Origin of the sequence: Rhizobacter sp. OV335 (genome assembly GCF_900142965.1) — a bacterium.
In the GTDB taxonomy this organism is placed as follows: Bacteria; Pseudomonadota; Gammaproteobacteria; order Burkholderiales; family Burkholderiaceae_C; genus Rhizobacter.
The window spans coordinates 39,214-64,153 of the sequence record NZ_FRCQ01000035.1; the positions used below are offsets into that span (position 1 = coordinate 39,214).

Annotated in this window: 5 protein-coding genes; all 5 read right to left on the reverse strand. The window is 73.1% G+C overall.

The features are described from left to right. Positions 1–223: 223 nt before the first annotated feature. Genes BUE42_RS27315 through BUE42_RS27335 form a run of 5 tightly spaced genes read right to left on the reverse strand, consistent with a single transcriptional unit; the run spans position 224 to position 24,844 of the window. The gene (locus tag BUE42_RS27315; RefSeq protein ID WP_073468446.1) at positions 224–7,795 is read right to left on the reverse strand and encodes a type I polyketide synthase; all 7,572 of its coding nucleotides are present in this window, start codon (positions 7,793–7,795) and stop codon (positions 224–226) included. Then, the gene (locus BUE42_RS33530; RefSeq protein WP_073468447.1) at positions 7,792–12,357 is read right to left on the reverse strand and encodes a type I polyketide synthase; all 4,566 of its coding nucleotides are present in this window, start codon (positions 12,355–12,357) and stop codon (positions 7,792–7,794) included. Before BUE42_RS33530 ends, BUE42_RS27315 begins: the two co-directional genes overlap by 4 nt. Next, positions 12,354–18,791, reverse strand: coding sequence for a type I polyketide synthase (locus BUE42_RS27325; protein ID WP_073468448.1), 6,438 nt, complete (start codon positions 18,789–18,791; stop codon positions 12,354–12,356). Before BUE42_RS27325 ends, BUE42_RS33530 begins: the two co-directional genes overlap by 4 nt. Positions 18,792–18,793: 2 nt before the next feature. Then, positions 18,794–24,043, reverse strand: a complete 5,250-nt coding sequence (locus tag BUE42_RS27330) for a type I polyketide synthase (protein ID WP_073468449.1) — start codon at positions 24,041–24,043, stop codon at positions 18,794–18,796. Positions 24,044–24,055: 12 nt separating this feature from the next. Then, complete coding sequence (locus tag BUE42_RS27335) at positions 24,056–24,844, reverse strand: thioesterase II family protein (RefSeq protein WP_073468450.1); 789 nt, start codon at positions 24,842–24,844, stop codon at positions 24,056–24,058. Positions 24,845–24,940 lie beyond the last annotated feature (96 nt).

Consider the following 24,940-nt stretch of genomic DNA (forward strand, 5'->3'; position numbering starts at 1 on the left):
AGCGAATTCCCCCGTTCGGGCTGAGCTTGTCGAAGCCCTGGTTGCATGCGTGCAGGCCCTTCGACAGGCTCAGGGTGAACGGTCTTGTTTGCTCAGGCTGAAGCGGATTCACCCGTTCGGGCTGAGCCTGTCGAAGCCCTGGTTCCATGCGCGCAGGCACTTCGACAAGCTCAGTGCGAACGGAGTGGGAGGCGCGAACAGCGGGACGGTGAAGGTGCTTCACTCAGGGCCTCTTCAGTTTCTTCGCGAACATCGCTTCGACTTCTTCGTCGCTCATCTCGTCGAGCGCGCCGACCGCATCGACCGGCTTCGCGACCGCCGCCACGGCCGCCGCAGCCGGCACCGCCAGCTCCTCCAGGTAGGCCGCCAGCGCCTCCAGCGTCGGGTGGTCGAACACCAGCGTCGCCGGCAAGCTGCGTGCCAATCCGAGCCCGGTGCCGAGCCGGTTGCGCAGCTCCACCGCCATCAGCGAATCGAGCCCCAGTTCGTTGAGCGGCTGGCGCGGGTCGATGGCCTGCGCGCTCGGCGCATCGACCACCCGCGCGACATGCTCGGCGACGAACGCCAGCAGCCGCTCGCGCCGGCGCTGCGGCGTGGCCTGCTTCAGCTCGTCGATCAGCGCCGCACCCGCCGCCACCGCGGCCTTCGCGCCGGTGGCCAGCTTCAGGCCAGCCTTCGTCACGGCCACCGCGCCACGCAGGTGCTCGACGAAGCGGCCATGCGCATCGCCGCCGTTCAAGAAGCGCTCCCAGCGCACCGGGAACACGCCGGCATGCGGCGCCTCGGCCCGCATCAGCTTCTCGAGCAGCTCCAGCCCGTGCGTCGGCGTGATCACGTCGATGCCGCGCGCGGCCACCCGCTGGTCGACCTGCCGATCGGCCGCCGCGCCGACCTCGCTCCACGCGCCCCAGCTGATGCTGAGACCCGGCAACCCGAGCGTGCGCCGGTGCGCGGCCAGCGCGTCCATGAACGCATTCGCCGCCGCATGGTTGGCCTGGCCGCGCGAGCCCAGCACCGAGGCCATCGACGAATACAGCACGAAGAAGTCCAGCGGCTCGCCGCGCGTCAGCACGTGCAGCGCCCAGCTGCCGTCGAGCTTCGGCCCGAGTGGCCGCATGAAGCGCGACCACTCGTGCTGCAGCAGCGCGCCGTCTTCCAGCACGCCGGCCGAATGGATCACGCCGCGCAGCGGCAAGCCGCCCTGCGCGATGCTGCCCAGCACGCGCGCCACCTCGTCGGCGCGCGACATGTCGGCCTGCAGCGCCTGCACCTGCGCGCCCTGCGCCCGCATCGCATCCAGCGTGGCCTGCGCCGCGGGCGATGCGGCGCACCGGCCCACCAGCACCAGGTGGCGCGCGCCGCGTTCGACCAGCCGGCCGGCGGTCAGCAGCCCGAGGCCCGACAGTCCTCCCGTGATGAGGTAGACGCCGCGCGGCGTCAGCGCCTGCAACGAGGCCTGCAGCGCGTCGTGCTGCGTCAGCACGACCTTGCCGGTGTGCCGCGCCTGCGCCATGAAGCGGAAGGCCTCGCCGCCGCGCTCCAGCGGGAAGGCCTGCAGCGGCAGCGGCTTCAGCTCGCCGCGCTGCACCGCGGCCATCACGTCAGCGAACAGCGCTTGCGCGGCTGCGGGGTCCTGGTAGCGCTGCGCGTTCAGGTCGATCGCGTGGTAGCGCGCCTGCGGCTGCAGCTCGCGGAACTGCGACAGGCTCCAGATGTCGCGCTTGCCGATCTCTAGGAAGGTGCCTTGCACCGACAGGCTGCGCACGCCGGCCGGGATGAACTCGCCGGCCAGCGAGTTCAGCACCAGGTCGACGCCGCGGCCTTCGGTGAGCTGCGCGATCTCGACCTCGAAATCGAGCGTGCGCGAGTTCAGCACATGCGCCGCGCCGTGCGAGCGCAGCAGCGCGCGCTTCGCGTCGCTGCCGGCCGTCGCGAACACCGTCGCGCCGGCGCGCTGCGCGATCTGCAGCGCGGCCATGCCGACGCCGCCCGCGGCCGCATGGATCAGCACCGTCATGCCGGCGCGGAGGCCGCCCAGCACGTGAAGCGCATGCCAGGCCGTCATCAGCGCGAACGGCAGCGTCGCGCCTTCCGCGTAGCCGATGCCGCGCGGCAACGGCGCGACGTGTTGCGCGCCGGTCGTCATGTAGGTTGCGAAGCAGGCCTCGCCGGTCGCGACCACTGCATCGCCGAGCGCGAAGCCTTCGACGCCTTCGCCCATCGCGACGATGGTGCCGGCGCATTCGCCGCCCAGCGGTTCCGGATCGGCGCGCAGCGCGACCGCATTCATGATGTCGCGGAAGTTCAGGCCGGCCGCGCGCACGCGGATCTCGACCTCGCCGGGGCCGGGCTCACGGCGCGCCATCGGCACCAGCGGCATCTCGTCGAACACGCCGCTGGCGGCCTTCTCGAGCCGCACCGGCGCCGGGTCGAACGGCGCGGCGCTGCCGTGCACCAGCCGCGCGACGAAGGCCTTGTCGCCGCGCAGCGCGAGCTGCGGCTCGTCGCCGTCGGCGCAGATCACTTGCCACAGCGCGTCAACATCGTGGCCACCATCGAGGTCGATGCGGGTGGTGCGCAGCTCCGGATGCTCCAGCGCGACGACCTTCGCGAAGCCCCACACCGGCGCCTGCAACGGGTTCGGCGCGTCGCCGTCGACGACCGGTTGCGCGCCGCGCGTCGCGATCCACAGCCGCGGCGTCGTGCCGGCCGCGAACGACTGCGCGCCGAGCGCCTGCACCAGCTTCAGCAGCGAGCCGAGGCTGGCGCGCTGCGTGTCGATCAGCGAGGCGGCCGACGCGGCATCGGGCACCGCGAGTTCGAGCGCGCCGAGGTGAACGATGCCGCGCAGCGGGCGCCCCGCGAGCAGGCTCGCCGGGTCGGCCTCGGCAGCCGCCATCACCACCTCGTGGCCGTCTTGCCGCATGCGCGCCGCCAGCGCCTCGCCGACGCCGCCGCGGTCGCCGATCAGCAACCAGCTCGACGCCGGCACCGCATCCACCGCCTGCACCGGCCGCCGCGCGGCCAGCAGCACCTCGCGAGAATTCGGCTGCGGCGCATCGATCGCCGCGGCCTCGAAGCCGAGCTCGTCGAGCAGCGCAAGCCAGCGTTCGCGCGACAGCAGCGGGTAGTCGGGCCGCAGCGCGGTGTCGGTGAAGCGCCACCAGCCGTCGGTCAGCCCGAAGGTGATGTCGATCCAGCGCTCCATGCCGGCCACTTCGAGCATCAGCAGCGTGCCGCCCGGGACCAGCACCTGGCGGACCTGGCCGAGCGTGCGGGCGAGGTCGGCGGTCGCGTGGATCACGTTGGCCGCGATCACGATGTCGAAGTGCTGGCCGGCGAGCTGGGTCGCGAGCGGCTGCTCCAGGTCCAGCGGCTGGAAGCGCATGAACGGGTGCAGGCCGAAGCGCTCGCGCGCCCGGGCCACCATCAGCGGGCCGATGTCGGTGAACAGGTAGTCGCAGCGGTCGGCCGGCAGCATCGGCGCGACCCAGGCGGTGCTGCCGCCGGTGCCGCCGCCCACTTCGAGGATGCGCAGCTTCTGCCCGGCCGGCAGCCGCGCGAGGGCGACGCGCACGGTCTCGCGCAGCAGCTGGTTGTAGGCCTTGGCCTCGGGTGCGTCGCGGTACAGCGCCTCGGCCAGTTCGGCCGAGCCGTTCGGGAACAGGTGGTGCAGCGGATCGGCGCGGCCGGCCAGGATGTCGCCCAGCGCCGCGCCGCAGTTCGCGGTGAGCAGGATGCGCGGGCGCGAGGCCGGGTGGCATTGCAGCAGCGGTGCGACGCGCTGCGCCGGGTCGGCGACGGGATGCCAGTTCGCCACCGTGAAGCCGCCACGGTCACCGCCGCCGTCGGCGCGCAGCCAGCCGTCCTCCGCCAGGATCGCGAGCAGCCGCGGCAGCAGCCGGTGGTAGCGCGGCGCGAGCTTCAAGCGCCGTGCCAGTTCGTCGGCCTGCACGTGCTCACCCCGCAGCGGCGACCAGCCGAGCTCGACGAGCGCACGGGCGATCCAGGCCGCGCTCAGCGCTTCGAGCGCGACGAAGGCCTGCTGGTAGTCGGCCAGGTCGTGTTCGCGCGACAGGTCGTCGAGCCGCGGCCCGGCCTGTGCGGCCAGTTCCGCCGGCGTCGGCAGCCAGCCTGCACTTGGCACCGGCTCCCACGCGATGCGGTAGACCGGCTCGCTCGCGGGCGCGCCCGGCATCGCGGCGGCGCGCAGCGCAATGCCGTTCAACGTCGCCACGGTGCCGTGCGTGTCGAACAGCACCAGCTCGGCCTTCAGCGTGTCGCCGCTGCCGCCGGGCGTGATGCGCACATGGCTGCTCAAGCGGTCGCCATGCGCGCGGTGCACCGCGACGCGACCGATCGCGAGCGGCAGGTACGCGCGGCCCGCGGCGGCCTGCGCCGGCAGCGCGGCGGCCATCACCTGCAGCGACGCGTCGAGCAGCGCCGGGTGCATCACGTAGTCGGCGCGGCCGGCAGCGGGCGGCAGCACGATCTCGCCGAGCGCCTCGCCGTCGCGCCGCAAGAGGCGCTGCACGCCCTGCAGCGCGGGGCCGAACACGAGCTGGCGCGCGGCGAGGTTCGCGTAGTGGGCGCCGGCATCGATCGATTCGGTGCAGCGGGCGCGGATCGCGTCGGCCGATTCATGCGAGGGCGATGCGTCGATCTCCGCATAGCTGCCTTGCACGTGCGTGTGCCACGCCTCGTCGGCCTCGCCGTCGCCCAGCGACAGGATCTCGAAGGAATCTGCATCACGGCGCAGCAGCAGTTGCAGCGTGCGCACTTCGCCGGGGGCGAACACCAGCGGCTCCGAGATCACGACATCGGCCACCGCACGCGCCGCGCCGGACACCAGGCGGCTCGCCGCCAGCGCCATCTCCAGGAAGCCGGTGGCCGGCAGGATCAGGCGGCCCTGCACGTTGTGGTCGGCCAGGTACGGCAGGTCGTCTGCGCGGAGCGTGGCCTCGAACTGCATGACATCGCGCAGCGGCGAGCGCAGCCGCGCGCCGAGCAGCGGGTGGCCGGTCGGCGTGCCGCTGCGCGCGGCCACCGGCGGGCGCGCCTGGAACCAACAGCGCTCGCGGCGGAACGGGGTCGGCGGCAGGTCGGCGAGGCGTGCGCCGCTGGCCGACCAGACCGCGCGCCAGTCGATCGGCGCGCCGGCCAGGAACAGCGCGGCCAGCGATTCGGCGAGCTGGTCGGCATCGGCGCGGCCCTTGCGCAGCGTCGGCACGCGCACCGGTAGCTCGTCGGCCAGCTCGGCGGCGAAGTTCAGCAGCGTCGGGTGCGGGCCGAGCTCGATGCAGAGGTCGGGCTTCAAGCCGGCCAGCGTGCGCAGGCCGTCGGCGAAGCGCACGGCCTCGCGCACATGGCGGCGCCAGTAGGCGGGCTGCGTGATCGCGTTGGCATCGGCGAGCTGGCCGGTCAGGTTGGACACCAGGCGCAGTTGCGGGCGCGCCATCGTCGTCGCTGCGGCGGCCTGCTCGAACGCATCGAGCACCGGATCGACCAGCGGCGAATGGAAGGCATGCGAGACCGGCAGCTTCTGGCAGCGCACGCCGCGTTCGGTGAAGCGCTCGCAGACGGCGTCGACCGCGGCCGCGGCGCCGGAGATCACCGTCTGCGCCGGTGCGTTGACGGCGGCGATCGACAGTTGCGCGGCGAACGGCGCGGCCGCCTCGGCCACGTCGGCTTCGGCCGCGAAGACCGCCGCCATCGCGCCGCCGGCCGGCAGCGACTGCATCAGCCTGCCTCGCTCTGCCATCAGCGCGAGCGCCTGCGGCAGCGTCATCACGCCGGCCAGGCAGGCGGCGGCGTACTCGCCGACCGAATGGCCCATCACGACATCAGGCGTGATGCCCCAGGACGCCCACAGCTTCGCGAGCGCGATCTCGATGCTGAACAGCGCCGGCTGCGTGTAGCGGGTCTCGTCGATCGCGCCGCCCTGCTCCGCGAAGATCACGTCGAGCAGCGGCTGCGGCAGCACGCCGGCCAGCGCCTGCGCGCAGTCGTCGAGCGCGGCGCGGAACACCGGCTGCTGCGCATACAGCGCGCGCGCCATGCCGGGGTACTGCGCGCCCTGGCCGGTGAACAGGAAGGCGATGCGCGCCGGGTCGCGCCGGGTGACGCGGCCGCTGCGCACGCCGTCGGCCTCGCGGCCTTCGGCCAACGCAAGAAGGCGTTCGCAGAGCTCCGACACGGAGCGTGCGAGCACCGTGGCGCGCTGCGCGAAGCTGGCGCGGCTCACGGCTGCCGTGAAGCAGAGGTCGGGCAGCTCGCTGTCGGGGCGGCCGGCCAGCGAGGTGGCGAAGCGGCGTGCGGTGTCGGCGAGCGAGGCTTCATCGCGCGCGGACAGGACGAACAGGTGAAGCCCTTCGACAGGCTCAGGGCGAACGGAATCAGAAGGCGCTTCCTCGATCACCACATGCGCATTCGTCCCACTGAACCCGAACGAGCTGACGCCCGCGATGCGCCGCCCGCCAATCGGCTCCCAGGCCATCAGCGCAGTCGGCACCTTCAACAGCTGGTCGCCCCACGCGATGTGCGGACTCGGGGTCTTGAAGTGCAGGTGCGCCGGGATCTGCCGCCGCTGCAGCGACAGCACCAGCTTGATCAGCCCGGTCACGCCGGCGGCCGCTTCGAGGTGGCCGAGGTTGGTCTTCACCGAGCCGATCCACAGCGGCTTCGACGCATCGCGCCCTTCGGAGAACACCGCCCCCAGCGCCTGCACCTCCAGCGGGTCGCCGAGCTGCGTGCCGGTGCCGTGCGCCTCGACATACCCGACCTCGCGCGGCGCGATGCCGGCGCGCGCCAGCGCCTCGCGGATCACCGCTTCCTGCGCCGGGCCGTTCGGCGCGGTCAGCCCGCTGCTCGGGCCGTCCTGGTTGACCGCGCTGGCGCGCACCACCGCGAGGATGCGGTCGCCATCGGCCTGGGCATCGCTCAGGCGCTTCAGCACCACCACGCCGCAGCCCTCGCCGCGCGCGAAGCCGTCGGCCGACGCATCGAAGGTCTTGCACTTGCCGTCCGGCGACAGCATGCGCGAATGCGACAGCGCGATGTACAGGTCCGGCGACAGGATCAGGTTGACGCCACCGGCCAGCGCCATGCGGCAGTCGCGCGCGCGCAGCGCCTGGCAGGCCAGGTGCAGCGCGACCAGCGACGACGAGCACGCGGTGTCGAGCGTGACGCTCGGCCCCTGCAGCCCGAGCAGGTACGACAGTCGGCCCGACGCGATGCTGTGCGCGATGCCCGACGCGAAGTGCGCATCGAGCAGCCCGCGGTCGCCGGTCCCGAGCTGCATCTGCGCGTAGTCGTTCGCGCAGACGCCGACGTAGACGCCGGTCGCCGAGCGCTCCAGCCGGTCGGGCGCCTGGCCGGCGTTTTCCAGCGCCTCCCAGGCCACCTCCAGCAGCAGCCGCTGCTGCGGGTCCATGCCCTGCGCCTCGCGGCGGGTGATGCCGAAGAAGGTGGGGTCGAAGCCGTCGACCGGGCCGAGGAAGCCGCCACCGCGCGTCGCGATGCGGCCGGGCGCTTCGGGATCGGGGTCGTACAGTGCATCGACATCCCAGCGCTCGCGCGGCAGCGGGCCGGTCGCGTCGATGCCGTCGCGCATCAGGCGCCAGAAGCTGTCGCCATCGACGCCACCGCCGGGCACGCGGCAGCCGAGCCCGATGATCGCGATCGGCTCGCGCGCCGCGCCTTCGAGCGCAGCAACTTTCGCCTGCGCCTGCTGCAGTGCGAGGAAGGCGCGCTGCAGCGGCGTCAGCGTGGGGGTGTCGGCGGCAGGACTGCTCAAGATCCCTCCAATCGGCTCATCAGCAAGGCTTCGATCTCGGCATCACTCATGGCCGCGACGGCTTCGACGGAGGCGTTCGGCGCGGTGGCCTGCACCGGCTTGTCGGCCACCACCGGCGCGGCTTTCGGCAGCACGCGATCCAGCAGGTAGATTGCCAGCGCATCGATCGTCGGGTGGTCAAACATCAGCGTTGCCGGCAAGGGCTTGTCGAGGCCCAACCCGCTGCCGAGCTGGTTGCGCAGCTGCACCGCCATCAGCGAATCGAAGCCGATGTCCATCAAGCGGTCGGCGCGGCCGGGTGCATCGGCCGCGTCCAGGCGCAGCACGCGCACGACGCGCTCGCGCACGAAGTCGCGCATCAGCTCGGTGCGCTCGCCGGCCATCGCGTCGAGCAGCCGCTGGCGGAAGGCCTGCGCGAGTTCGGCCGGTGCGGTGGCGACGCTGCGTTGCGGTGCGTCGTCGGCGACGACTGCCGATGCGGCCGCTCCCACCGCATCGCCCGGCACGCGCGCAACGATCACATGCTGGCCCAGCGCCTCGGCCGGCGAGCCGACCGGCGGCCACGCGCCCGCCTCGTCGAAGCCGGCCTCGCGCAAGGCCTCGAGCCAGCGCGCCGGCGGCAGCAGCGGGTTGTCGCCGCGCAGGTCGTCGGCGAAGTGCTGCCAGCCTTCGATCAGGCCGGTCGTCATGTCGAACCACGGCAAGTGGGTCGTCGATTCGACCAGCACCAGCACGCCGCCCGGCGCGAGCAGCGCGCGCAGCCGCTTCAGCGCGACGCGCAGGTCCTTGCTGGCATGCACCGCATTGGCAGAGACGATCGCGTCGACGCTGCCGGGCGCGTAACCCTGCGGCTGCGGATCGGCGTCCATGTCGAAGCGGCCGAAGCGCACGAACGGGTATGCCGCGAAGCGCTCGCGGGCGCGGTCCAGGAACACGTCGGAGACGTCGGTGAACTGGTACTGCGCGCGGTCGGCCGGCAAGGCCGCAAGCACCGCGGAACTCGTGCCGCCGGTGCCGGCACCGACCTCCAGCACGCGCAGCGCGCGGCCGGACGGCACGGTGGCGGCCAGCGTCTCGAACGCCGCGGCGGCCAGGCCGTTGATGTAGCGCATCGTCGCCGAGCGCTCGTAGAGGTTCTCGGCGAGTTCGAACGAGCCGCCGGGGAACAAGGTCTCGAGCGGGCTCTCGCGGCCCAGCAGCACCGGCGCGACCAGCGAACCGCAGTGGCGCACGTAGGCGAGCAGCGGCTGGTTGTCGGCGAACAGGCGGTCGGCCTCGGCCCACAGCGCGGCCAGCGGCGGCGCGGCGAGCGCCCGGTCGGCGACGAAGGCTTCGCCGTCGCGCCGCAGCGTGCCGGCGTCCACCAGGCTGTCGAGCCAGCGCGACACCAGGTGCCGGTAGCTCGCGCCGATGCCGCTGCGCTGCATCAGGCCGTCGAGCGTGTGCGATTCACCGGCTTGCAGGAACAGGCCGGCTTCGCGCAGCGTGTGCGCGGCGTGCGCGCTGGTCACGCGGGCGAGGCACTCCCATTTCGCCGGGTACGAGGCGGCGTTCAGATCGAGCGGCCCGCGCTCGGCTTGGCGCGACAGCGCGGTGCTGACGCGCGACCAGCGCTGCGCCGCATCGACCGCCGGCGCGGGGCCGTCACCAACAATGTCCATCCAATGCCGTTTCGCGCGGAATGGATAGGTGGGCAGCGGAACGCGGCTGCGGCGGTACGGCGCGTCGAACGCGGCCCAGTTCACGTCGGCGCCGGCCACGTACAGGCGCTGCAGGCTCGCGAGCAGGTCGGTCCAGTCAGTGCGCTCGCGGTGCAGCGACGGCAGCCATTCGACCTCGGCCCCACCGGCGCATTCGGCCCCCATGCCCAGCAGCACCGGGTGCGGCCCGACCTCGATGAAATGCGTGATGCCCTGCGCCAGCAGCCCCTGCAGCGCCTGCGCGAAGCGCACCGGCTGGCGCATGTGCGTGAGCCAGTAGTCGACGCGGCCGATCTCGGCCGGGCCGGCCGGCGCGCCGGTGACGTTGGAGACCAGCGCGACGCGCGGCTCGTGGAAGGTCACCGTTTCCAGCACGCGGCGGTAGGCCGGCAGCACCGGCTCGATCAGCGCCGAATGCGCCGCATGCGGCACGCGCAGCAGCTTGACGCGGATGCCCGCTGCCTCGAGCCGCTGCGTGGCCGCATCGACCGCGTTGCGCGGGCCGCTGATCACGAAATGCTCGGGACCGTTGTAGGCGGCGATCGTCAGCGTGGCGGGGCCGTGCGCCAACTCGGCCTGCACGACGGCCTCGGGCGCGAACACCGCGGCCATCGCCCCATCGGCCGGCAGCTCGTGCGTCAGGCGGCCGCGCGCGATCACGCAGGTCATGCCGTCCTCCAGCGACAACAGGCCCGACACGCAGGCCGCCGCGTACTCGCCGAGGCTGTGCCCGAGCAGTGCGACCGGCTCGATGCCCCACGAGCGCCACAGCGCGGCCAGCGACACCTCGATCGCGAAGTTGACCGGCTGCGCCCACACCGTCTCGTTGATCGGCGACCCGCTGCCGGCCGGCGTGACGATCACGTCGAGCAGGCCGCGCCCGAGGTGTGCCAGGTGCGGCCGCGCGGCCGCATCGCAGGCGTCCATCGCGGCGCGGAACACCGGCGCGCTGTCGTACAGGTCGCGGCCCATGCCGGCGTACTGCCCGCCCTGGCCGGTGAACAGGAAGGCCACCTGCGGCCGCGCCGCGCCTTCGAGCGTGCCGCGCGCGATCGCAGGATCGTCGCTGCCGGCGAGGAAGCCGGCCAGCCCAGCCTGGAGTTCGTCGACGCTGGCGCCGACCAGCGCGACGCGGTGCGAGAAATGCGAGCGGCCGGTGTTCGCGCTGAAGCACAGGTCGGCCGCTTCGACGCTCTCTTCGAACTGCAGCAGCCGCGCCTCGTGGCGGCGCGCCAGGTCGAGCAGCGCCGCTTCGTCGCGGGCCGACAGCGCGAGCACGTGGGCCGGCCGAACATCGGCACCACCACCCCGTTCGGGCTGAGCTTGTCGAAGCCCGAACTCCGTTCGCCCTGAGCCTGTCGAAGGGTCGGGCTGAGCCTGTCGAAGCCCCGCTGCCGCGCGAGCAAGCCCTTCGACAAGCTCAGGGCGGTCCTTCGACAGGCTCAGGACGAACGGAGTACCTTGTTCCCGCGGCGCCGATTCGAGGATCACATGAGCATTGGTGCCGCTGAACCCGAACGAGCTGACCCCGGCGAGCCGGCGGCCATCGATCTCGGGCCAGTCGGTCGTCTTCGTCGGCACCTGCACCGGCCAGTTCCAGTCGATGTGCGGGTTGCCCTGCGTGAAATGCAGGTGCGGCGGGATCTGGCCGCGCTGCAGCGACAGCACCACCTTGGCCACGCCCGCGAGGCCGGCTGCGGCTTCCAGGTGGCCGATGTTCGTCTTGACCGAGCCGACGCGCAGCGGCTGCGCCGCATCGCGGCCCGCGCCGAGCACCACCGCGAGCGCGCCGAGCTCGATCGGGTCGCCGAGCGGCGTGCCGGTGCCGTGCGCTTCGACATAACCGATCTGCCGTGCATCGACCCGGGCCGACGCCAGCGCGGCGCGGATCACCGCCTCCTGCGCCGGGCCGTTCGGCGCGGTCAGCCCGCCGCTGCGGCCGTCCTGGTTCAGCGCGCTGCCGCGCACCACCGCCAGCACGCGGTCGCCGGCGGCCTGCGCATCGGCCAGCCGCTTCAGCACCAGCACCGCGCAGCCTTCGCCGCGCACGTAGCCGTCGGCCGCGGCGTCGAAGGTCTTGCAGCGGCCGTCCGGCGCCATCATCCGGGCCTTCGAGAAGTTGATGTTCATCTCGGGCGTCAGGATCAGGTTGACCGCGCCGGCCAGCGCGATCTCGCATTCGTGCAGCCGCAGGCCCTGGCAGGCCAGGTGCAGCGCGACCAGCGACGACGAGCAGGCGGTGTCGACCGCGACCGCGGGCCCATGCACGCCGAGGAAATACGACAGCCGCCCCGACGCGACGCTGGATGCATTGCCGGTCGCGAAGTACGGGTCGATCAGCTCGGGGTGCCGGTACAGCGCGCGGCCGTAGTCGTTGTTGCTGATGCCAAGGTAGACGCCGGTGCGCTCGCCGGCCGGCGTGGCAGCGAGTTCGCCCGGCGCATGGCCGGCGTCTTCGAGGGCCTCCCAGGCCACTTCGAGCAGCAGCCGCTGCTGAGGGTCCATGCTGGCGGCCTCGCGCGGCGAGATGCCGAAGAACTCGGCGTCGAAGCGGTCGACGCCGTCGACGAAGCCGCCGAAGCGCGTCGTCATCTTGCCGGGCGCGTCGGCGTCGGCGTCGTACAGCGCGTCGAGGTTCCAGCGCTCGGCGGGGATCGGGCCGATCGCGTCGGTGCCGGACCACAGCAGCTCGGCCAGGCCGGCCGCATCGACCACGCCGCCCGGCAGGCGCAGCGCCATCCCGACGATCGCGATCGGCTCGTGCAGCGCGGCGTTCGAGCGCGCGAGCTTGTCCTTCAGCTCGCGGATCTCGAGTAGCGCGCGCTTGACGGGGCTCAGCGCTTCATCGCGCGGGTCGGTCATCGGGGATCCCCCAGTTCTTGCAGCAGCAGGGCTTCGGCTTCTTCGTCGCTCAGGTCGTGCAATGCGTCATCAGCGGTCTTGGCACTCGCGTCGAAGGCGGGCGCCGGTTCTTCGAGGCCGAGCAGGCGCATCAGGTGCGCAGTCAGCGCGGCGAGCGTCGGGTAGTCGAAAAGCAGCGTCGCCGACAGCGGCCGGCCGATCGAGCGGGTCAGCGCGTTGCGCAGCTCGACCGCCATCAGCGAATCGAGGCCCAGGTCCTTCAGCGGCGTCTTCGGGTCGACGGGCGTGCCGGCGTCCAAGCCCAGCACGTGCAAGGCGCGCTCTGCCAGGTGCGCCGAGAGCGCAACGGCACGCTGACCGGACGGCACGGCATGCAGGCGCGATAGCACGGTGGAAGCCGCGGCGGTCGGCTCGGTCGCTGCCGGTACGGGCGCCGCGGCACGCGGCACCACGTCGTCGAAGAAGGCCGCATCCACGCCGGCCGGCAGCGTCGCGATGAAGCGTTGCCAGTCGATCGGCAGCACCGCGGCATGCACCGCGCCGTCGCGCAGCAGTTGTTCGAGGCGCTCGAAGCCGTGCTCAGGCTCGATCGGCAACAGGCCGCGTTCGCGCCACGGGTCATGCCCACCGGCCGCGAGCTGCGTTGCCATGCCACCCTGCGCCCACGCGCCCCAGGCCACGCTCAAGGCCGGCAGGCCCTGCGCGCGGCGCATCTGCGCCAGCGCATCGAGCTCGGCATTGGCGGCCGCATACGCGCACTGCCCCGGCGCGCCGAGCAGCAGGCCGGCGGCCGAATACATCACGAAGAAGTCCAGCGGCAGCGTGCGCGTCAACGCGTGCAGGTGCTGGGCCGCCCGCGCCTTGTTGTGCAGCACCGCGGCACAGCGCGCCCAGCTCTGGCGCAGCGCGATGCCGTCGTCCAGCGTTCCGGCCGCGTGCACGACGCCGCGCAGCGGTGCCATCTCGCGGGCGACGGTCTCCAGCACGTGCTGCAGCGCGCCAGCGTCGCCCGCATCGGCCGCGAAGCAGCGCACCTGCGTGCCGGCCGCCTCGATCTCGTGGATTGCCTGCAGCGCCTCGGGCGATGCCGCGTGGCGGCCGAGCAGTGCGAGCTGGCGCGCGCCCGAGCGCTGCAGCCAGCGTGCGGTGTGCAGGCCAAGCGCGCCGAGGCCGCCGGTGACGAGGTAGCAGGCGTCGGCGCGGATCTCGAACGCGGCCGCCACCGGCAGCCGCAGCACGATCTTGCCGATGTGTCTGGCCTGCGCCATGTGGCGGAACGCATCGGCCGCCTGCGCGAAATCGAACACCGTGACCGGCAGCGGCTTCAGGCTGCCGTCCTGCAGGCCGGCCTGCAGCTCGGTCAGCATCGGGCGCAGCAGGCGCGGGTCGGCGTAGGCCGCGTCGCCCAGGTCGTAGGCGGCGTAGTGGATGCCGGGGCAGGCCTTCGCGACCGCCTCGGGCGTCCAGATGTCGCGCTTGCCGAGTTCGAGGAACCAGCCGCCCGGGGCGACGACGCCGAGCCCGGTCGGGATGAAGTCGCCGGCCAGCGAATTCAGCAGCACGTCGACGCCGGCGCCGCCGGTCGCGCGCATCAGCTCGGCGGCGAACGAGGTGCTGCGCGAGTCCATCACCGCGCGCACGCCGAGCGCGAGCAGGTGGGCGCGCTTCTCGGGCGAGCCTGCCGTGGCGTAGACCTCGGCACCGGCGCGCAGCGCGAGCTGCACCGCGGCCAGGCCGACACCGCCGGCACCGGCATGGACCAGCACGCGCTGGCCGCGCTTCAGCCCGGCGATGCCGAACAGGCCGTGGTGGGCGGTCAGGAACGCGACCGGCAACGCAGCCGCTTGCTCGTTCGACAGGCCAAGCGGAATCCGCGCGACGAACGCGGCTGGCGCGACCGCCTCGCTGCCCATGCTGTCGTGCACGAAGCCGAACACGCGCTCGCCGACGCGCCAGCCTTCGACGGCCGAGCCGACCTCGCTGACGATGCCGGCGCATTCGGCGCCGAGCGGGATGCCGCTGCCGGGGTAGACACCGAGCGCGAGCAGCACGTCGCGGAAGTTCAGGCCGGCGGCGTGCACCTGGATGCGCAGCTCGGTGGGCTTCAGCGGGCGCGGGGTGAGCGATCGGAGTTCGAGGCCGTCGAGCGTGCCGGCGCGGGCGACTTCGAGGCGCTGCAGCGGCGGCGTGGCGGCCGATGCGGCGCGGCGCACGAGGCGCGGTTCGTACCGCGTGGCGCCACGCAGCGCAATGGGTTGCACAGGGGTTGGCAACAGCAGTTCGGCCAGCAGCGCCTCGGGGTCGGCCGCGTCGGTGTCGATCGCGCGCAGCGGGAATTCAGGGTGCTCGACGGCCAGCACGCCGAGGAAGGCCCAGGCGCCGGCCGCCGCCGATGAGCGCGGTGCTTCATGCGGCAGCACGGGCTGCGAGGCCGGCGTGACGAGCCACAGCGCGACCGGCGGCGCGTCGGCATCGGCGGCGAGGGCTTGCAGCACGTGCAGCAGCGAGCCGCTGGCGCACAGCTCGGCGGCGTCGCCGTCGAGGCCGGGCGTGTCCAGGCTCCACAGCGAGACCACCGCACGTGGCGCGCCGTGCGAGCGCCAGTCGGTGACGACGGAGTGCATCTGGGCCGCGTCTACCGGGTCGACGGACCAGCGGTTCGATTCGAGGCGCTGGAAGCGTTCGCCGGCCAACACTTCGGTGCAGCGGGCGCCGCGGGATTCGAGCGCCTGGCGCAGCGTGGTGGCGAGGCCGCTGGCGTCGCTGAGCAGCAGCCAATCGCCTTCCGCCCCACCCCCCGCTCGCCCTGAAACGGGGATTGGGTGAACGGAGATTTGCGGTGCAAGCTGCCACCGCACCTCGTACACCCCGTCCTCCGCGCCACCGCCTGCCAGCGTGCGCGCATCGGTCGCTGCGAAGCGCACGCCGCGCAGCCGTGCGACCGGCGTGCCGTGCTCGTCGCTCAGGTCGATGTCGGCACCCGCCTCGCCGCGCAGCACCGCGACGGCCTGCAGGCGCGCGATGCCAGGTTGCAGCACCTCGACCTGCTCGATGCCCATCGGCGCCCACAGCGTGGTCGGCACGCCTCGCGCGGCGACGGCGCACAGCTGCAGCGCGCCGTCGAGCAGCGCCGGGTGCAGGCCGAAGGCCACCGCCTGCGATTCAAGCTCGGCCGGCAACGCGAGCGAAGCCCGCGCCCAGCCATCGCCGCGCTGCACCGCATGCAGGCTGCGGAATGCGGGGCCGAAGGCGACGCCGAGCGCATCGAAGCCGGCATAGATCTCGGCGGACGACACCGCCGTGGAAGCGCCCGCCGTCTGCAGCGGTTCGACCACCGGCGCATCACCCACCGCCGCGGTGCACACGCGCTGCCACGCGTCGTCATCCAACGCCTGGTGCAGCTCGACCGCGCCGTCGCGCAAGATCGCCTGCCAGCGCGCCGTGCCGGCCTCGGGCAGGTACAGCGGCCGCTCGACCGCGAACGCCGACAGCGCGCGCCCGCCGACCGCCGCGCGACACAGCTCGACCATCGCCGCCGCCGGCATCAGCAGCCGCCCTCCGATGCGGTGCTCGTGCAGCGCACCGGCATCGCCCGCCGACCACTGCGCATCGAACACGGTCGCGGTGGTCGCCGGCGTCGACAGCTTCACGCCGAGCAGCGGGTGCGCCCCGCGCCACAGCGGCTGCGCGGCCAGCGGCGTCGGCCGCAGCCAGAAGCGCTTGCGCTGCCACGGGTAGCGCGGCAGGTCGACCACCTCGCCGCCCTCGCCCGCCACCGCCTCGGCGTCCAGCGTGTGGCCGTGCACATGCAGCGCGGCCGCGGCCAGCAGCAGCGATTCGCGCTCCGGCCGGCCGCGCCGCAGCGATGCCAGCACCTGCCCACTCGGGCCCGCCGCAGCCAGGCTCTCGGCAATCGACGCACTCAGCACCGGGTGCGGCCCAATCTCGAGGAAGCTGCCGAAGCCGTCGCCGGCCATCGCGGTGATCGCCGCATGCAGCCGCACCGGCTCGCGCACGTTGCGGCCGAAGTACGCCCCATCGAAACGCTGCCCGGTCGCGAGCCCGCCCAGCACGGTCGAATACACCGGCACCGCCATCGGCTGCGACGGCACATCGGCCAGCAGCCCGGCCAGCGCCCGCTGGAACGGCGCCATCTGCGCGCTGTGGAAGGCGTACTGCACCGGCAGCATGCGGTGCGCGACGCCGCGCCGCGTCAGCACCGCCAGCAGTTCGTCGAGCGCCGCCGGCTCGCCGGACAGCACGATGCTGCGCGGGCCGTTGACGGCACCGAGCGCAAGCCGATCGCCGTAGGGCTTCAGCAAGGCCAGCGCCTCGTCTTCGGCCAGGCTCGCCTGCGCCATGCGGCCGGTGCCGGTGGCCTGCTGCATCACGCGGCCGCGCTGGCAGACGACGCGCACCGCATCGGCCAGGCCCAGCACGCCGGCGACATGCAGCGCGGCGATCTCGCCGACGCTGTGACCGACGACGCCGTCGGGCACGATGCCCCAGCTGCGCCACAGCGCCGCCAGCGCGACCTGGATCGCGAACAGCGCCGGCTGCGCGACCTCGGTGTCGGCGAGCCGTGTCTGCGCTTCGTCCTTCGCGAGCTCGGCGCGCAGCGACCAGCCGGCCAGCGGCTGCAGCAGCGCATCGCAGGCGTCGATCACGTCGCGGAACACCGGCTCCGAAGCGATCAGCTCGCGGCCCATCGCGAACCACTGCGGCCCCTGGCCGCTGAACACGAACGCGAGGCGTGGCACGCCTTCGGCCGGCACGCGGCCGGCCGCGATGCCGGGCGAGATCTCGTTGCGCAGCCAGTCGTCCAGGCGCGCCGAGAAGTCGCCGCGCGTACGGCCGACCAGCGCGAGCCGGTGGTCGAGCGCCGAGCGGCGCGCGCCGGCGCTGTGGCACAGGTCGGCCAGGCTCGCCGGGCTGCGCGGCAGGAACTCGACCCAGGCCTGCGCCAACGCACGCAATGCCGGCTCGCTCTGCGCGGACAGGTGCAGCAGCCGCGGCTCGCCATCGGCCGCCGGCTCATCGGCCGGCAGGCGCGGTGCCTCCTCCAGCACCACGTGCGCATTGGTGCCGCCGACGCCGAACGAGCTGGTGCCGGCGCAGCGCGTCTGCGGCCCGGCTGGCCACGGCACCGGCTGCGCGGCGACCTGCAGCCGCGTGCCGTCCAGCGACAGGTGCTTGTTCAATTGCGTGAAATGCAGCTGGCGCGGAATCAGCTCGTGCCGCATCGCGAGCACGGTCTTGATGACGCCACCGACGCCGGCCGCCGCCTCCATGTGCCCGAGGTTGGCCTTCGCGGCGCCGAGCCAGCAGGTGCCGCCGCCCGCATCGGCACGGCCGACGGTGGCGGCCAGCGCCTCGACCTCGATCGGGTCGCCGAGCGGCGTGCCGGTGCCATGCGCCTCGATGAAGCCGATGCGCCCCGGGGCGAGCTGCGCCGAGGCCAGCGCCTCGCGGATCAGCGCCTGCTGCGCGAGGCCGTTCGGCGCGGCCAGCAGCGTCGAGTGCCCGTCCTGGTTGACGGCCGAACCGCGCACCACGCCGAGCACGCGGTCGCCGTCGGCGATGGCATCGGCGAGGCGCTTCATCACGATCACGCCGCAGCCTTCGCCGCGGCCAAAACCGTCGGCGCTCTGGTCGAAGGTCTTGCAGCGGCCGTCCGGCGCCATGAAGCCAACCTTGCTGAGCGAGATCATCAGGTCGGGCGTGACCATCAGCGAGACGCCGCCAGCCAGCGCGATGTCGCTCTCGCCGTGGCGCAGGCTCTGGCAGGCCAGGTGGATCGCGACCAGCGACGACGAGCACGCGGTGTCGACCGAGATGCTCGGGCCGCGCAGGTCGAGCAGGAACGACAGCCGGTTGGCCAGCACGCTGTGCACCGTGCCGGTCAGCGTGCGGGCGTCGATGGCCTCGGGGTCGCGGTATTCGAGCAGCTGGTAGTCGTTGTGGTAGCTCGCGATGAAGACGCCGGTGCGGCTGCCGCGCAGCCGATCGCGCGTCAGGCCGGCGTCGTCGAGCGACTCCATCGCGACCTCGAGGAACAGGCGCTGCTGCGGGTCCATGCGCTCGGCCTCGCGCGGCAGGATGCCGAAGTAGGCGGCATCGAAGCCGTCGATGCGCTCGAGGAAGCCGCCCCACTTGGTGGCCGACTTGCCGGGCGCGGACGGGTCCGGGTCGTAGAGCGCGTCGGCATCCCAGCGGTCGGCGGGCACCTCGCGCACCGCATCGACGCCGTCGACCAGCAGTTGCCAGAACTGCTCGGGGCTGTCGGCTCCGCCCGGGAAGCGGCAGCCCATGCCGACGATCGCGATCGGGTCGGCACGCATCAGCGCTTCGCTCTGCGCGCGCATCTGCTGGGCCATCAGCGCAAGCTTGACGGCGGACAGCTGGGTCAACGACAGGTTGGGTTTGTCGCTCATCGTCAACGTCTCTTGCGCAGCAGGCGCGCTGCGTCTTCATCGGACAGTTCGGCGACAGCGGCCAGTTCCGGGGTCGGTGCCTCCGGTTCGGCTGCCACCACGGCGGGCTCGTGATCGCCCGACAGGAACGCCACCAGCGCATCGACCGTCGGGTAGTTCCACGCGAGCGTCGCCGACAGCGGCTTGCCGTGCAGCGGCTCCAGCCGGTTGCGCAGCTCCAGCGCCATCAGCGACGTGAGGCCCATCGTGCCGAGCGGCTTGCGGGCATCGATCTTCGACGGCGTCAGCTTCAGCACGCGGCCGACGACATCGCGCACCGCACGGTCGAGCGCGCGGCGGCGCTCGGCGGGGTCGCTGCTCTCGGCGAGTGGCGCATCGGCGACCGGCACCGTTGCATCGGCGAGCAGTTCGTTCAGCAACGCCACATCGCGCGCGCCGAGGCTCTTGCGCATCGCGCGCCAGTCGACCGGCATCACCAGCAGATGCGCCACGTCCTGACGCAAGGCATCGCCGAGCAAGGCCAGCGCCTGCGACGGCGCGAAGCCGCCAATGCCCTGGCGCTGCAGCTCGTCGAGCTGGCGCCGGCCGCCCTCGCCGCGCATCACGCCGGTCTGCGACCACACGCCCCAGCCGATGCTCTGCGCATGCCGGCCCTGCGCGCGGCGCTGGCGCGCCAGCGCGTCGAGGAAAGCATTCGCTGCCGCGTAGCTCGCCTGGCCGGCCTGCGGCATCAGCGCCGCCATCGACGAGAAGAACACCATGCGATCGAGTTCGGGCAGCGCGCGATGCAGGTTCCACGCGCCCTGCAGCTTCGGTGCGAGCACCGCGGCGAGCGACGCGGCATCGAGCTCGTGCATCAGCGTGTCGTCGGTGATGCCGGCCGCGTGGATCGCGCTGTGGATCGGCGGGCGGCCCTCGGCCCGGTGGCGCGCGAGGAAGGCCGACAGCGCGGCCTCGTCGGCGACATCGACGGCCGCGTAGTCGACGCTGGCACCGTGGGCTTCCAGTTCGCGCACCGCCTGCACGGCCGGGGCCTGCGATGCACCCCATTGCTCGCGCGGCGGCAGCGGCGTGCGGCCGAGCACGACCAGGTGACGCACGCCCTGCGCGACCAGCCAGCCGGCGACGTGGCGGCCAACGCCGCCGAGGCCTCCCGTCAGCAGGCAGCTCGCATCGGCACGCCACGGCAGCGCGAGCGTCGGCTGCGGCGCAAGGCGTCTCAGCACCGGGCGCGTCCAGCAGCCGCCGCGCAGCGTGCACGAGCCGGCATCGGCCTGCACCGCATCGATCAGCGATTCCAGCGCGCCATCGAGTTCAATCAGGCCGCCGAAGCGGTCGCCGTGCTCGGCCGCCAGCGTCGCGGCCAAGCCCGACAGCGGCGCCTGCGCCAGCGAGCCAGCAGTGACGAGCCACAGCCGCACGTCGGCACCGGCGCGCAGGCGGATCACCGCTTGCGCGTCCTGCACGATCGCATGCAGCGCCGACACATCGCCGACCGCCTGCAGGTCCAGCGGGCGCAGGTCGACGACATCGAGGCGTTGCGACAGCGCCAGCGTGGCGAGCGCCGCGGCATCGGCGAAGCGATGCACCGTCTCGCCGCGCTGTTGCAGCGCCTGCGCCAACCCGCCCCGGTCGCCGATCACCGCCCAGTCGCGCGCTTGTGGCTTCGGCGTCAACGTCGTCTCGACCTCGCCCAGCGCGTAGAACGCATCGGCCGCATCGGCACGGGCCGCGGCGCCCAGGCGTTCGAGCACCAGGCCGTCGAGCTGCAGCACCGGGCCTTGCTCGTCGAACAGCAGCGCATCGACACGCACCGGCTCGCCATCGCCTTGCGGTGCGGTCGCGCGGGCATGGATCCAGCCGGGGCCCGACATCGCGCGCAGCCGGCGTGCTCCGTCTAGTCGTGTCGGCAACCACAGCGCGCCGGGCGGGGCCAGCGTCACCATCAGCTGGAAGCAGGCGTCGAGTGCCGCGGGCGGAATGCCGAAGCGCTCGTCGGCCATCGGCGTGAGCTGCGCCAGCGCTTCGGCGGGCGCGAACCAGGCCTGCGCAATGCCGTGCAGCGCAGTGCCGAATTTCGCGCCGGCGGCATCGAGCCGCGCGTAGAGATCCGCCCCGCTGACCGCGGGTTGCGTGCGCATCCGCGCCTGCGCGGTGGTGTCGTGTACCGACGCGGCGACAGGTGCGACCTGGGCCTGCGCATGCAGCATCCACGCGCTGTCGCCACGGGTCTGGAAGTTCAGCGCCAGCGCGCCGTCAGCGCCGGCCACGGCCTGCAGCTGCAGCGCGCTCGCGGCATCGGGCTGCAGGTGCAGCGCGCGATCGAAGCGCAGGCCTTGCACGCCGGCGCCCGGTGCCAGCGCCTGCACCGCGGCGAGCGACAGCTCCAACCAGGCCGACGCCGGCAGCACCGCGCTGCCATGCAGCGCATGCGCGAACCAGGCCGGCACGCGGCCCGGGTCGATCGAGACATTCCACAGCGCCCCCGCGGGCATTCCGGCCAGCTGGATGCCGGCACCGAGCACCGGGTGCCGGCTGTCGACCACCGGGCCGTGGCCCTGCACACCGGCCGGAGCGATGTCGGCCGCGGCGATCCAGTGGCGCTCGCGCTGCCACGGATAGGTCGGCAGCGTCAGCGTGCGGCCGCGCGGCAGCATGCGCGACCAGTCGAGCGGGACGCCGGCGCAGTGCAGCGCACCGAGGGCCGCGCGCATCGCAGGCAGCTCGGCCTCGTCGCGGCGCGCGCAGGCGATCGTCGTGACCTCGCGACCGCCGGCCTGCGCCGTCTGCTGCACCGACGGCAGCAGCACCGGGTGCGGGCCCAGCTCGACGAACACCGTGATGCCGTCGGCCAGCAGCTGCTGCACCGTCGCGCCGAAGCGCACCGGCTGGCGCAGGTTGTCGGCCCAGTAGCGGCCAGTCAGCTCGGCGCCTTCGGCACGGCGCGCCAGCACCGTCGAATACAAGGCCGCGCGCGTGGCCTGGGGTTGCAGGTCGTGCAGCTCGGCGGCGAGCTCGGCCGCGAGCGGCGCCATCTGCGGGCTGTGCGAAGCCACGTCGACCTTCACCAGGCGGCAGAACACACCTTCGGATTCCAGTTGCGCCATCAAGGCCTGCACGACCGCCGGGTCGCCGGAGATCACGCTGGAGCGCGGGCTGTTGCTGACGGCCACTGCCACCTGCGCCTCATGGCCGGCGATGCGCGCCTGCGCGTCGGCCATGCTCAGTTCGACCAGCGCCATCGCGCCCTGTCCGCTGGTGCGGCGCATCAGCGCGCTGCGGCGGCAGATGATGCGCATCGCCTGCGGCAGGCTCAACGCGCCGGCCACCGCGGCCGCGGCGACTTCGCCCATGCTGTGGCCGACGACAGCGTCCGGCTCGACACCGTGCGAGCGCCACAGCGCCGCATAGGCCCAGGCCAGCGCGACCAGCACCGGCTGGATCACGTCGATCTGGTCGAGGCGGTACGCAGCGCTGCCGGGTTCGGCGGCGAGCTGCTCGGTGATCGACCACTCGGCGGCGAACGGCCGCGCAGCGTCGTCGCACGCGTCGAGCGCAGCGCGGAAGACGTGTTCGCGCGCCATCAGCTCGCGTGCCATGCCGGTCCATTGCGCTCCTTGGCCGGGGCAGACGAACGCGAGCTTCGGGCGCTCGGACGGCGCGACACCCTCGGCCGCCGCCGCCTCGCCATCGGCATACCGCTTCACCGCGGCAGCCATCGCCAGCGCGTCGTCGGCGACGAAGGCGGCGCGGCGCTCCAGCGCGGTGCGGCGGGTCGCGGCGTTCCAGCAGACATCGGCGAGCGGGGCGCCGTCGGTCAGCAAGGCGGCGTAGCGCAGTGCGAGCGCGCGCAAGGCCGCATCGGACCGAGCCGACAGGACGAGCAACGGCACGGTGTGCTCGGCGCTGCCGGTCTCGACCTGCGGCGCCCCTTCGAGCACGACGTGCGCATTGGTCCCTGCGATGCCGAACGCGCTGACACCCGCCAACGGCGCATCGGCCGGCCACGGCCGCGCTTCGCGGGCGACCTCGACCGGCATCTGCGCCCATGGGATCGCCGGGTTCGGTTCGCGGCAGTGCAGGCTCACCGGGATCTGCCGATGCTGCAATGCGAGCGCCGCCTTGATGAACCCGGCCACGCCAGCCGCGCCTTCGGTGTGGCCGAAATTGGTCTTCACCGAGCCGACCGCGGCGCACGCGCCGGCCGCACGGCCCTCGCCCAGCACATCGGACAACGCGCCCAGCTCCACCGGATCGCCCGCCCGCGTGCCGGTGCCGTGCGCCTCGACGTAGCCGACCTCGGCGGCAGCGCGCCCGGCATCGCGGTACGCGCTGCGCAGCAAGGCCTGCTGCCCGCTGCGGCTGGGCGTGCCCATCGAGCCGCTGCTGCGGCCATCGTTGTTGACCGCGCTGCCGCGGATCAGCGCATAGATGCGGTCGCCGTCGGCCTGCGCCTGCGCCAGGGTCTTCAGCACGACGAGGCCCGCGCCTTCGCTGCGCACGTAGCCGTCGCCGCGCGCATCGCCGAACTTGCAGCGGCCATCGGGCGCCATCATGCGGCTCTGCGAGTACGCGATGCTGATGTGCGGCTGCAGGATGATGTTGACGCCGCCGGCGATCGCCAGCGTGCATTCGCCATGCCGCACCGCGCGCGCCGCGAGGTGGATGGCCGCGAGCGACGATGAGCAGGCGGTGTCCAGCGTCAGGCTCGGGCCGCGCAGGCCGAGCGCGTACGACAGCCGGCCCGACGACGCATAGCGCCCGCTGCCGGTGGTCATGTAGAAATCGACCGCCTCGGGGTCGCTGAACAGCCGGGCCTCGAAGTCACTGAGCCACTGGCCGACGTAGACGCCGGCGCGGTCGGCATCGATGCGTGACACATCCTGCCCCGCATCCTCCAGTGCCTCCCACGCGGTCTCGAGCAGCAGGCGCTGCTGCGGGTCGAGCCGCTCGGCCTCGCGCGGCGAGATGCCGAAGAACTCGGCGTCGAAGTCTTCGATGCCGTCCAGGAAACCGCCCCAGCGCGTCATGATGCGGCCCGGCGTCGCGGGGCGCGGGTCGTGGTAGTGGCCGAGGTCGATGCGGCTCGCGGGGATCTCGGTGATCGCGTCGCGGCCCTCGCTCAGCAGATGCCAGAAGCTCGCCGGATCGCTGACGCCGCCGGGGAAGCGGCAGCCTATTCCGACGACGGCGACACCAGCGACAACGGCAGCGGCAGCGTGGGCTGGCGTGTCGTGGTCGGTGCCGTTCATCGAAGCCTCTCGTCAGGCGAAGCTGAAGGACTGTGTCGGCGTGGGCGTCAGCAGCGGTGCCAACGTGACCGACAGGTCGGCCAGCAGCGCATCGCGCCGGCCGGCCAGGTAGAAGTGGTCGCCGGGGAACACGCGCACGCGGAACGGGCCGCGCGTCTCGCCGCGCCAGCCGTCGAGGTGCTCGCGCGGCGTCAGCGGGTCGTCGCTGCCGCCGAATACCGACAGCGCGCAATCGAGCGGCGCGCGGCCGACCGGCGGCCGGTGCGTCTCGAGCGCGGCGATGTCGGCGCGCAGGCTGGGCAGCAGCAGCGCCATCACGTCGGCATGCTGCAGCAGCTCGGCCGGAATGCCGCCGTAGCGGCGCTGGATCTCGGCAACGAAGGCAGCATCCGGCAAGCGGTGCAGCGCCGGCTCGTTCGACGGCCAGTGCGGCGGGCGGCGGCCCGACACGATCAGTTGCGCCGGCACCGGCGCGCCGGCGTCGCGCAGTGCGCGCGCGACCTCGGCGGCGAGCACTGCGCCCATGCTGTGGCCGAAGAACGCGAACGGCCTGCCGTCGAGCTCGGCGCGCAGCACCGGCAGCAGCGCGTCGATCAACGCGCCCATGCGGTCGATCGGCGGTTCATCGAGCCGGTTCGCGCGGCCGGGCAGTTGCACCGCGACCAGCTCCAGCTCGGCGGGCAGACCGGCGAGCCACGGGCGGTACACGGCCGCGCCCACACCGGCATGGTGGAAGCAGAACAGCCGGGCTCGCGCCGCGGGGCGGGGAGTGAAGCGTTGCAACCAGGGATTGGGGCTCATCGCACGACGCCGTCGACAAGGGAGTCGAGCCCGCCCAAGTGCGGCCTGTGATCCTCCGTGTCTTTCCAGTGAAGCAATGTAAAGTCAAAAGGCCTC